Here is a 12,314-nt window from a genome sequence, read left to right on the forward strand (position 1 = left end):
TCATAATTTTAGATTTAAGTCTAGCTTATACATATGTATATCCATACTTATTTATCTAATATTTAACAAAATAATTTATTACAACTTTATCATATACTAAGGAGGTTTAAAAGTCAAGTTTCTCTTTTTTATACTATGGTAAAATCCAAATAGTTTAATAAAATTATAACAAATAAAATCCATTATGATATAATACCATTAATATTTTGATAAAGGGGATGGGAATATGGAGCCAATAATAAAAATAAGGGATTTAAGAAAGAGCTATGGGACTAGAGAAGTTTTAAAGGGAATTAACTTAGATATATATAATGGGGAAATAATAGGATATATAGGACCTAATGGAGCTGGGAAAAGCACTACTGTAAAAATCATGCTGGGTTTAGTGGGAGAATATTCTGGAGATATAAATATATTTGGAAAAGATATAAGGAATGGAGAAGCGGAATATAAAAAGAAAATTGGCTATGTACCAGAAACTGCTGAGATTTATGAGAACCTTACAGCAAGGGAATATCTTACCTTTATAGGAGAACTTTATGGAATGGAATACGAAGTTGCAAATAAGAAGGCAGAGAAATTAATGGAGTTATTTGGCATTAAGAACGTTTATGATGCAAGGATTAGCTCATATTCAAAAGGAATGAAGCAGAAAGCAGTTATAATATCAGCTTTGATTAATGACCCAGACATTCTCTTTCTAGATGAACCTTTATCTGGAATGGATGCAAATAGTGTTATGGTGTTTAAAGAAGTATTAGCAGAATTATCTAGAAGAGGAAAGACCATATTCTACTCTTCCCATATCATGGAGGTTGTAGAAAAAATCAGCAGCAGAATAATACTTATAAATAAGGGAGAAATAGTAGTAGATGGAAGTTTTAAAGATTTAAAAAGCAGCTCTATGGATGGCTCCTTAGAGGAAATTTTCAATCAACTAACAGGGTTTAATGAACATGAGAAAATAGCTAAAGACATAGTATCCACCATAGAAGAGGTGATATAGGTGAAGGATTTTAAAATATTAAAATTTCTGGATATTTTTAAATGGTTATTTGAAAAAATGGGTGTAGATTATCAGATTATGAGAAAGATACTTAATGTGAAGCTAATATTAGACGGAAGAAGAGTTTCTACTGTTATAAACAATAGAAATAAGAAAAAAGAAGAGGAAACTGACAATAAAAATAATTTTTTAAAATCTTTAGGTGTATATATATTAATGGGGTTTTTTTTAATTTTCTTTATAGTAATAGGAGAAAATTATTTATTTCAGATGAGTTTTATATTTGGGGTTATTATGTTTTTATTGATGACCTCTTTAATGGCTGATTTTAGTTCTGTGTTACTTGATGTAAAGGATAAGGAAATATTGCTCTCTAAGCCAGTGAATAGTATAACATTAAATATGGCTAAAATAATTCATATATTTATATATATTAGTGCCATTACATTAGCAATTTCAGGACCATCACTTGTTGTATCTATAGTAAGACATGGAAGGATATTTTTTTCTATATATTTAATGGAGGTTATTTTAATAGCATTATTTATAATTATAATTACAGCACTTATTTATCTTTTAGTTCTTAGATTCTTTAGTGGTGAAAAGTTAAAAGATATAATTAATTATGTTCAAATAGGATTAACTATAGTTATGTCCATAGGATATCAATTAATAGGCAAACTTTTTAACTTAATAGATATACATAATATAGATTTTAAGCCTAGTATATGGAAATACTTTTTTCCTCCAATATGGTTTTCTGCACCCTTTGAGTTGATTTTAAACGATAATCGAGAGATGTATATTATTATTTATTCCATACTTGCAGTAGTAGTTCCCATATTATCAATTATAATCTATATTAAACTGATACCAGTGTTTGAAAGAAATCTACAAAAGTTAAACAGTGTTGAAGGGCATACTAAGGATAGGAATAAATCTATTATTTTCATATCAAGAATATTTTGTAGAGATAAAGATGAAAGAACTTTTTATAGATTTGCAACAAATATGTTGAAGAACGAAAGAACATTTAAACTAAAGGTTTATCCAAGTTTAGGAATATCCATTATATTTCCTTTTTTAACTATAATTACCATGGGTAGGAGGGAGTTCTTAAATATAGCTAATACAAAGAGTTATTTGTGTATTTATATGGTATTTGTCATGATACCTACTGTAATATCATCCTTAGGTTATTCTGGTAATTATAAAGGTTCATGGATATATGAAACTATACCTATTAAAGATAAATCTACTATTTATAAAGGAACAGTTAAAGCAGCTATTTTGAATTTATTTATTCCTGTATATGCTTTAGTAAGTTTAGTATTTTTAATTATTTATAAGATGAAAATAGTTGATGAAATCATAGTAGTGGGAATAAATATATTGCTTTTTACAAGTATTGTATTTAATATTTTTGATAGCAATTTACCCTTCTCTAAATCCTTTGAAGTAGGAGAGAAGCCAGAAGGTGGAGGAAAGGGAATTTTCTCTTTGGTTATAATGGGGGCGTTTGTACTGGGACATTTTATACTGACTAAAATTCCTTATGGTACATATATTTATATTCCTATTGGATTAATCATAAGTAAAATTATTTGGAATAAATGTATTGTTTAGGATAATTCTATTGATGCTGTAATGAAATTTAATTTCATTACAGCCCTTTTTATTTTATAATGAGCATATAACTTACTATATATTAATTCAATTATTCTTAACTAGGAATTTCTTAATATTCAATTAGTTTTTATATAAGAAGTTACAACTATTATAGCAATTATGATACAATAAAGACATAAATAATAAGGCGATTGTTAGTTTGAAAGGATGGGGCAATTGAAAAAGGGGATACATAAATTAACTGCCAAAATTGACAACTTAGAGAGAGTAAGAAAACTATATATTTTTTTGCTTATCTTTTCTATAGTATTTCTATTAGCTATTATAAACTATTTTTATATATCTACCTTTAAAGATGTAAAAATATTATATGCCCAATATATTAAAGAACGTATTATAAACATAAAAAAAGATTTTCTAAAGGATTCTGTTAATAATATGATAAATAATATTGAGCAAACGCAAGCTGAGATAATAGAAACTAATAAGAAGCGTGTAGACAGAGCCACTAAGGTTATATCAGAATATCATCAGTTAAAACAAGGAGATTTTTTGAAAAAAACTATTGATTATTTTGAAATAGGAACTACAAAGGAATCTTTTAGTATACTCATATTAAATAGAGATTTAGATGAAGTTTTATATCAAAATAATATAGATCATAGGATAGATATTGGAGGTATTCATTCTTATATTGAGAATTTAAAGAAGGATTTCATAGCTTATAACGAAGATAATTATGGAGGATACTATATTCTTTATGGTGTAACTAAAGATTATATAAAAGATGCCACTACAGAATCTATAAAAAAACGCATACATAAAGATAGCTTCGAAAATGATGCTTATATTTGGATAAATGAGGTTATAAATTATGATGGGGGAGATAATTATGCTATTCGGCGTATTCATCCAAATTTAAAAGACACAGAAGGTATATATTTATCTACAAAGATGCAGGATATTAATGGAAATCATCCCTATCTGACGGAACTCAATGGAATTAAAGAAAATGGAGAGGTATATTTTACTTATTTTTTTAAAAAGAAAACATGTGATGAAGTTGCTGAAAAGTTAACTTATGCAAAATTATATAAAGATTATAATTGGATTATAGCCATGGGAATTTATTTTGATGATATCCAACCATATATAGATGAGATTTCTAAGGATGGAGATAAAGCTATTTCTAAAATTACTACATTGATAATTATCCTATCATTAGTGTTGATTTTTATAGGGATTTTAATAGTGTTAATCTTAGAGCATTGGTATTACAAAAACTCTAATAAAGAATTAAGAGAAGAATTAAATATAGATGAACTTACTAAGGCCTTTAACAGAAGAGCTGCTACAAAAAAGTTAGAAGAAATATTCTATTTATTTAGAAGATATAATTATGTTTATACAATTATTTTCTTTGATATAGATGATTTCAAGCAAATTAATGATAATTATGGACATGATGTGGGAGATATAGTTTTAACTAATATTGTAGAAATCATAAATAAGTCTACAAGAAGGACAGATTTTCTTTATAGATGGGGGGGAGAAGAATTTCTTCTTATTTGTGAAGGGCTGAAAGAAGAACATTTAGAATCATTTACAGATAAAATTTTAAAGGATATAGAAAGTTTTGAGTATGAATCTGAAGGAAAAAAATATCATGTAACTATTTCAATAGGTGCTTCCTATTTCACTGAAGATGATGAAAACTTTTTATCTGCAATCAAAAGAGCTGACATGGCATTATACAAATCTAAAAAATCAGGGAAAAATAGAGCTACACTTGATATATAATATGATTAAATATAGAGGTGATTAAATGGAATTAAAAGGAAAATATAATATAGCTAAAGTATTTACAGACAATTTAGAAGACGGAGCAAGAGAACAAATAATAGAGTTATTAAATCAAGATTTTATAAAGGACTCAAAAGTTCGAATAATGCCAGATGTTCATCAAGGTATGGGCTGTGTAATAGGTTTTACTGCTAATATGGGAGATAAGGTAATACCTAATATTGTGGGAGTGGACATAGGATGTGGCATGCTTACTGTTGAACTTGGCAATATAGATATGGACTTACCAAGATTAGACGATATAATAAATAAAAAGATTCCTTCTGGAAAATCCACACATATGGAAAGAAAGTTTAAATTTGATAAATTCAATGATTTATACTGCTTTAGGGATTTGAAGGATACTAAAAGAATAGAAAGAAGTATAGGAACCTTAGGTGGTGGCAATCATTTTATAGAAGTTGGAGTAGATAGTAAGAACAATAAATATTTGGTAATTCATTCAGGCAGTAGAAATCTAGGGAAGCAAGTTGCTGAAATTTATCAAAGATTAGCAATAGATTTATGTAGTGGGAAAGGCGATTATTTTATTAAAAGGGAAGAAATAATTGCTAGTTATAAAGCAGAAGGTAGGAGAAAGGAAATAAAGAAAGTTTTAGAGGAACTAAAGAAGGAATACGATGAACTCAAACCTAAATATCCTAAGTCCTTATGTTATTTAACTGGAGAATATAGAGAAAAGTATTTACATGATATGAAGATATGTCAAGAATATGCAAGTTTAAATCGTGAAATGATGGCAGATATTATATTAAATAATTTATTTGGAAAAGGACTTAATGAGTTTACCTACTTTGAAACCATTCATAACTATATTAATTTCAAGGATAATATTATAAGGAAAGGTGCTATATCCGCCTATGAAGGAGAAAAGATTTTAATTCCTATGAATATGAGAGATGGCTCTATAATTGCAGTTGGAAAGGGTAATGCTGATTGGAACTATTCTGCTCCCCATGGAGCAGGAAGACTTATGAGCAGAAATGTTGCAAAGGAAGCAATTACTATGGATAAGTTTAAGAAAAGTATGGAGGGAATTTATTCTACTTCAATAAATGAACATACATTAGATGAAAGCCCCTTTGCTTATAAACCAATGGAGGAAATAGTGAATAATATTGCTGAAACTGCAGAGATAGTAAATATAATAAAGCCAATTTATAATTTTAAAGCATAAAAAATAATTAATAAAATATTTTTTGCTGTTGACATATTTAATTTTATATGCTAATATCATTTTAATAATTTAATAGTTTTCCTTATCAAGAGTTAGGGTAGAGAATTAGCTCTATGACCCTACGCCAACCTGCCATTAGGTAAGGTGGTTCTGCTAATGCCGATAAGATGATTTAATAGAAAATCAACCTTCTTAGCATTAGCTAAGAAGGTTTTTTAAATTACAATTTAATATTTTCTTATCTAGAGAGGTGGAGGGACTGGCCCGATGAAACCCGGCAACAATTTTAAGCTATAAGCTTAAAAAATGTGCTAATTCCTGCAGTGAAAACTGAGAGATAAGAAGTGGAGTTTTATATTCTTTTATATTATAAATCCCTTCTTATCTAGGAAGGGATTTTTTAATTATAAAAGGAGGAATAAAAAATGAAAAAAGAAACTATTTGTGTGCATGGAGGATATAATCCGAGGTCAGGAGAACCGAGGGTTTTTCCAATAATTCAAAGTACAACCTATAAATATGAAGATCCAGATTATTTGGCAGATTTATTTGATTTAAAGCAGGAAGGACATATGTATAGTAGAATTAGCAATCCAACAGTTGCTGCTTTAGAAGAGAAAGTAAGTATATTAGAGGGAGGAGTAGGTGCTGTAGCTGTGGCATCTGGTCAGTCAGCTACTTTAATAGCCATACTCAATATATGTAAAAGTGGAGATCATATATTAGCATCATCAAATATATATGGAGGTACTTTTACACTGCTATCAGTTACCTTGAAAAAATTAGGAATAGATGTAACCTTTGTTAATCAAAACTTGGAACTAGAAGAACTTATTAAATATGTTAGACCAAATACAAGGGCAATTTTTGCAGAAACCATAAGTAATCCTTCTCCTCAGGTATTGGATTTTAAAAAGTTTTCTAATTTAGCCAAGAAGGTAGATTTACCACTTATTATTGATAATACTTTTCCAACTCCATATTTATGTACTCCATTTGAATATGGAGCTAATATAATAATTCATTCAGCTACTAAGTATTTAGATGGGCATGCTACATCTGTTGGAGGGGTAATAGTCGATGGAGGAAATTATAATTGGGATAATGGAAAGTTTAAAGAATTAACTGAGCCTGATCCAGCGTATCATGGTATTCAATATGTTAAGGAATTTAAAGAAAAGGCCTATATTACAAAAGCAAGAGTACAGCTTTTAAGAGACCTTGGCAATTGTTTAAGCCCTTTTAATGCATTTTTAATAAATCTAGGTATAGAAACCTTACATTTAAGAATTAAAAGACATAGTGACAATGCCTTAGCATTAGCAAAATATTTAGAATTTCATCCTAAGATAAGTTGGGTTAATTATCCCAAGCTAGAATCTAATAATAATTATAAATTGGCAGAAAAATATTTACCATTAGGTGCTTCGGGAATATTAGCATTTGGTATTAAAGGAGGAAAAGAGGCCGCTAAAGAATTTATTAAGAATATAAAATTAACTGGTTTAGTAATACATTTAGGAGAAGTAAGAACATCAATACTTCATCCAGCAACTACTACTCATAGACAGTTATCAGATGAAGAACTAGAATTAGCAGGTATAAGTGGAGATATGATAAGAGTTTCTGTTGGAATTGAGAATATTGAAGATATAATAAAAGATTTTGAAACAGCATTGGGGAATTAAAATATGGGATTGATAATTCATAGAAATATTTCAGCAATAGAACGGCTGGTTAAAGACAATATAGATATTAATTATAAAAGTAATCTCAAGGGTTTACCAAAGATATTAATATTAAACTTAATGCCTAATAAAACAGAAACTGAATATCAGTTATTAAAAATACTAGGAAATAGCTTTATAGATGTACAGGTGGATTTCTTATATACAAAAACATATAAACCTAAAAATATAGCTCTAAATTATCTAGAAGAAACCTATAAAACATTAGATGAAGTAAGAAATGCAAATTATGATGGGATGATAATAACAGGTGCTCCCTTAGAATTTGTAGATTTTAATGAAATATATTACTGGGAAGAGTTAAAGGATATAATAGACTATTCTAATAAATATATTAAATCCACCATCTATTTATGTTGGGCAGTAGCAGCAGGGTTATATTATAATTACAAAATACCAAAACATACAATTTATAAAAAGATAAATGGCATATTTATCCATGAGATTTTAAATGAAAATTCTTTATTACTTAAAAGTTGTGGAGAAAAAATAATTTCTCCACATTCTAGGTATTTTGAAATTAGGGAAGAGGACATAGAAAGCTTCCAAGAATTAGAAATTCTATCTAAGTCAAATGATTCAGGAATATATATATTAGCTCAAGTAGAAGGAAAGGAAATATATATTACAGGTCATCCAGAGTACGGAGAAGATACTTTAAGTAATGAATATAGAAGGGATATAGATAAAGGACTATTGCCGAATCTGCCTAAAAATTATTTTCCCAATAATGATTTTAATTTATTGCCTAAAAATACATGGGGAGATTATTCACAGATTTTAATAGATAACTGGCTACGATACTATTTAATATAAGAAAGGGGAGAGAGCCGATGCTAAATATTGGGTTGTTAGGATTGGGAACAGTGGGAACGGGAATTGTTCAGATATTAGAAGAAAGAAAACAATACTTAGAAAACCTAGTAAAACAAGAAATTAATATATCTAAGGTTTTGGTGAAGGACATAGATAAAAGACGGGACATTAAAATAAATAAAGAGAAATTGACTACAGATATTTATGAAATAATCGAAGATGATAATATTGATTTAATTATTGAAGTTATGGGAGGTTTAGATAAACCTTATCATTGTATAAAAGAAGCATTAAATAAAGGAAAAGATGTTATAACAGCTAATAAAGCTGTAGTTGCAAAATATTTAGAGGAATTAACAGAATTAGCAAAAGAAAGAAATAAGTTCTTTTTGTATGAAGCCAGTGTAGGTGGTGGAATGCCAATTATAAAACCTTTAAAAGAGCAGATAAATATAAATGAAATACAAGAAATAAAAGGGATATTAAATGGGACATCTAATTATATACTTACAAAGATGACATCTGATAACTTAGATTTTGAAGATGCATTAAAGATAAGTCAAGGCTTAGGATATGCAGAGGCAAATCCTATTGATGATATTGAAGGCTATGATACTAGAAGAAAACTTAGAATTTTATCAACTATTGCATTTAAAGATAAAATAGATGAAGAAAATATTTCCTGTTATGGTATTAGCAGTATAAATTGTGATGATATAAGAAATATAAAAGGAATGAATAGTACAGTTAAGTTATTAGGCACAGCAGTTGTAAATGACAATAAATATTATGCTAATGTGGAACCAGTTATTTTAAATCAAAATTCTTATTTTGGAAAGGTTGATAATGCAAATAATTTGGTTTCTTTTGTAGGAGATGTAGTTGGAGAATTAAGATTTTTTGGTGAAGGTGCAGGTAAATTTCCTACAGCTAATGCCATAGTAAGTGATTTAATAGATATTACAGCTAATACTTATCCAAGAAATTGTATTTGGGAAAATAAGAATTTAAACAATATAAATCAGTTATATGAAGGTAAATATTATATGAGGATTACTACGGAAAAAGAAATCAAGGATAAAATAGAAGGATATATAATTGATAATAGAATTACAGAAAATATAATTGAAAATAAAGATAGTATTGCATTTACTACTAAATCCATATCAAAAAAGAAATTAGAAAAAGTAGTTGAGACTTTTATGATAAATTCACAAGATTATTTTATTGCAAGATTAGAAGTGTAAAAAAGGGCGTGATTTCGTGATTGTTCAAAAATATGGTGGTAGTTCAGTGGCAACTACTGAAAAAATTATTCAGATAGCTAAAAAGATTATTGAAAGGAAGGAATTCACTAAGGATATTATAGTTGTAGTTTCAGCTATGGGAAAAAATACGGATATTCTTATTGAACTATCTAAAGGAATATCTTTAAATCCGTTGGATAGGGAGTTAGATGTTTTATTATCTACAGGAGAGCAGCAAACAATAGCTTTACTTTCTATGGCATTAAATAATTTGGGGTGTAAAGCTGTTTCTCTAACGGGAGTTCAAGCTAGAATAAATACTAAGGGAAGTCACACTAGATCAAGTATAGTAGACATTGAAGAAGATGTAATAAAAAAATATTTAAAAGAAGGAAATGTAGTAGTTATAGCAGGATTTCAAGGAATTAATCAAGAAGGAGATATTACAACTTTAGGAAGAGGAGGATCAGATACTACTGCTGTAGCTTTGGCAGCTAAGTTTAATTGTCCTTGTGAGATATATACAGATGTAGACGGAATATATTCAATAGACCCTAATGTATATAAAAAGGCTTCTAAAATTCCAAAGTTAAGCTATGATATTGGTTTAGAAATGACTAGATTAGGTGCCAAGGTAATTGATAAAAGGGCATTAGCCCTAGGAAAAAAGTTTGGCGTACCAATATGTATTGGAAATAGTTTTAAAAATGAAATTGGAACAATAATAGGGGATGATAGTATGGAAGAATTAAGAGTTTTATCTTTAGTTGCAGATGATAGTCAAATAGAAGTAAAGATAAAGAACATACCTAATAAAATAGACAAATTGTCTAATATATTTAAGATACTAGGTAAATATGATCTGGATATTGGAATGACGGAAAATAATTTAACAGATAAGAATTTAAATATTTCTTTTATATGTTCTAAAGAATACACTAATTTATTTTCGCCTATAAAAAAAGAGATAGTAAGAGATATAGATAGATTTGTAGAAGTGGAAGTCAATAATACTACAAGGGTATCTATAATAGGTACTGGACGAATAAATCAGGCAGAAGTTACTTCAAAGATATTTGATTTAATAAAAGATACCAATGTAAAATATAAAAAATTATGTACATCTGAATTAAGTTTATCATATTTTTTTGAGGGAGGCGAGATAAAAGAATTAATTAATGGATTGGCACAGACCTTTAATCTATAATAAAATGAAATCTACATGGCAATTTTGAAATGATTATTTTAATTTAGTAAATGAATTTATTATGGATAGAATAAAAAAACCTCATAACCATGATATGCTCCCCTTGTAGTAGACAGCTAAAATAATAAAACTGTGGACTATAAGGGGAGTAGTTTTGATGGAAGTTTTTTTATATCTTATTAAATAGTGTGTTAATAATAAAAAAGGGGGTATTATATAAATAAGTTAGGCATACCTAACATTTATTAATGTGGGGGAAGATTATGAATATAAGTAAGGAAGATTATTTAAAGGTCATTTATGAGCTAGGAGGGGAGAATGATTTAGTTAGTAACAAGGACATAGCTATAAGACTTGATATATCTGCTCCTTCTGTATCGGAGATGATAAAAAAGTTGTTACAAGATGGGTTTGTTGAACATACATTATATCAAGGTATAAGGCTTACAGAATATGGAACTAAAGAAGCTAAAAAAATTAGAAACAGACATCTTCTATGGGAGTTTTTTTTAGTAGAGAAGCTAGGATATAATTTGGATGAAATACATGAAGAAGCAGAGAAACTAGAACATGTAACTAGTGATATTTTAGAAGAGAGATTAGATAGATATTTGAATTACCCTAAGGAATGTCCTCATGGGTCAAAAATAATAAGGGAGGAATAAATAATGAAAAGAATATTGAGTTTGATTATGGTTTTATCTATTGTAATGGTTATGGCAGTAGGATGTGGAAATGGAAATGATATTACAAATGATAATAAATATAAAGTCGTTGTAACTACTACTTTGATTGCAGACCTGGTGAAGGCCATAGGTGGAGAGTATGTAAATGTTCAAGGATTGATGGGGCCTGGAGTAGACCCTCATTTATATAAGGCAAGTGCTGGAGATGTTAAATTAATGCAAGATGCAGATATGGTGGTATATAATGGGCTTCATTTAGAAGGAAAAATGGGAGATATATTTGAGAATATAGAAAATAGTAAAAAGTTGATTTTAGCAGTATCCCAAGATATTGATGAGTCAAATTTTATTGATTTTGTCACCAGTCCTGGAAGTTATGACCCTCATATATGGTTTGATGTAAGTTTGTGGAAAGAGGCTGCTAGAACTGTAGCAATAGGGCTTAAGGAATTAGATGAGGAACATGGAAAGGAATTTGATTCTAATTTGGAAAGATATTTAGGAGAACTTGATGAACTTGAAAAATATATTCAACAAAGAATATCAGAATTACCTGAAGAAAAAAGAGTTCTCATAACAGCTCATGATGCTTTTAACTATTTTGGAAATGCTTATGGTTTTGAAGTAAAGGGACTACAAGGTATAAGTACAGCTTCAGAAGCTGGAACATCTGATGTTAGTCAGTTGGCAAAGTTTATTGTGGAGCGTAAGATTAAGGCAATATTTGTGGAATCATCAGTCCCAAGAAAAAGTATTGAAGCTTTGCAAGAAGCAGTAAAAGCTCAAGGATTTCAAGTTGAAATCGGTGGAGAACTTTATTCAGACTCTACAGGTGATATAGGAACCGATGCTGAAACTTATATAGGCACATTTAAAGCAAATATAGATACAATTGTTGATGCATTGAAATAATTGAGCAAGGGAGAGGGAATAAA

The 12,314-nt window shown here is 28.7% G+C and carries 10 protein-coding genes and 2 riboswitches; all 10 genes read left to right on the forward strand.

Annotated features, from left to right (window positions below; translation table 11 throughout):
• Positions 1–226: 226 nt before the first annotated feature.
• The 10 genes from BUB33_RS03205 (at position 227) to BUB33_RS03250 (ending at position 12,291) form a co-directional block, all read left to right on the forward strand.
• Positions 227–1,006: an ABC transporter ATP-binding protein gene (locus BUB33_RS03205; protein WP_072973095.1), complete on the forward strand. Its 780-nt coding sequence runs from the start codon at positions 227–229 to the stop codon at positions 1,004–1,006.
• Positions 1,007–2,632, forward strand: a complete 1,626-nt coding sequence (locus tag BUB33_RS03210) for a hypothetical protein (protein ID WP_072973096.1) — start codon at positions 1,007–1,009, stop codon at positions 2,630–2,632.
• 219 nt (positions 2,633–2,851) lie between these two features.
• The gene (locus tag BUB33_RS03215) at positions 2,852–4,435 is read left to right on the forward strand and encodes a sensor domain-containing diguanylate cyclase (protein ID WP_072973097.1); all 1,584 of its coding nucleotides are present in this window, start codon (positions 2,852–2,854) and stop codon (positions 4,433–4,435) included.
• Between the two features lie 25 nt (positions 4,436–4,460).
• Positions 4,461–5,675: an RtcB family protein gene (locus BUB33_RS03220; protein ID WP_072973098.1), complete on the forward strand. Its 1,215-nt coding sequence runs from the start codon at positions 4,461–4,463 to the stop codon at positions 5,673–5,675.
• 79 nt (positions 5,676–5,754) lie between these two features.
• A riboswitch (SAM riboswitch) is annotated at positions 5,755–5,844 on the forward strand.
• A gap of 66 nt (positions 5,845–5,910) precedes the next feature.
• Positions 5,911–6,019: riboswitch (SAM riboswitch) on the forward strand.
• Between the two features lie 81 nt (positions 6,020–6,100).
• On the forward strand, positions 6,101–7,363 hold the full coding sequence (locus tag BUB33_RS03225) for an O-acetylhomoserine aminocarboxypropyltransferase/cysteine synthase family protein (protein ID WP_072973099.1): 1,263 nt from the start codon (positions 6,101–6,103) through the stop codon (positions 7,361–7,363).
• Positions 7,364–7,366: 3 nt separating this feature from the next.
• A complete protein-coding gene (locus tag BUB33_RS03230; RefSeq protein ID WP_072973101.1) occupies positions 7,367–8,239 on the forward strand; it encodes a homoserine O-succinyltransferase in 873 nt (290 codons plus the stop codon).
• A 17-nt stretch (positions 8,240–8,256) separates the two neighbouring features.
• Positions 8,257–9,486, forward strand: a complete 1,230-nt coding sequence (locus BUB33_RS03235; RefSeq protein WP_072973102.1) for a homoserine dehydrogenase — start codon at positions 8,257–8,259, stop codon at positions 9,484–9,486.
• Between the two features lie 16 nt (positions 9,487–9,502).
• A complete protein-coding gene (locus BUB33_RS03240; RefSeq protein WP_072973104.1) occupies positions 9,503–10,693 on the forward strand; it encodes an aspartate kinase in 1,191 nt (396 codons plus the stop codon).
• Positions 10,694–10,956: 263 nt separating this feature from the next.
• Positions 10,957–11,358, forward strand: a complete 402-nt coding sequence (locus tag BUB33_RS03245) for a metal-dependent transcriptional regulator (RefSeq protein WP_072973105.1) — start codon at positions 10,957–10,959, stop codon at positions 11,356–11,358.
• A 3-nt stretch (positions 11,359–11,361) separates the two neighbouring features.
• Complete coding sequence (locus BUB33_RS03250; protein ID WP_072973107.1) at positions 11,362–12,291, forward strand: metal ABC transporter solute-binding protein, Zn/Mn family; 930 nt, start codon at positions 11,362–11,364, stop codon at positions 12,289–12,291.
• Positions 12,292–12,314 lie beyond the last annotated feature (23 nt).

It is taken from the genome of Tissierella praeacuta DSM 18095 (assembly GCF_900128955.1).
GTDB lineage: Bacteria > Bacillota > Clostridia > Tissierellales > Tissierellaceae > Tissierella > Tissierella praeacuta.

Bases quoted from the DNA above. Each gene is read 5' to 3' on its own strand.
- BUB33_RS03220 (WP_072973098.1), top strand. From the start codon at position 4,461: ATGGAATTAAAAGGAAAATATAATATAGCTAAAGTATTTACAGACAAT.
- BUB33_RS03235 (WP_072973102.1), top strand. From the start codon at position 8,257: ATGCTAAATATTGGGTTGTTAGGATTGGGAACAGTGGGAACGGGAATT.
- BUB33_RS03245 (WP_072973105.1), top strand. From the start codon at position 10,957: ATGAATATAAGTAAGGAAGATTATTTAAAGGTCATTTATGAGCTAGGA.
- BUB33_RS03230 (WP_072973101.1), top strand. From the start codon at position 7,367: ATGGGATTGATAATTCATAGAAATATTTCAGCAATAGAACGGCTGGTT.
- BUB33_RS03225 (WP_072973099.1), top strand. From the start codon at position 6,101: ATGAAAAAAGAAACTATTTGTGTGCATGGAGGATATAATCCGAGGTCA.
- BUB33_RS03205 (WP_072973095.1), top strand. From the start codon at position 227: ATGGAGCCAATAATAAAAATAAGGGATTTAAGAAAGAGCTATGGGACT.
- BUB33_RS03250 (WP_072973107.1), top strand. From the start codon at position 11,362: ATGAAAAGAATATTGAGTTTGATTATGGTTTTATCTATTGTAATGGTT.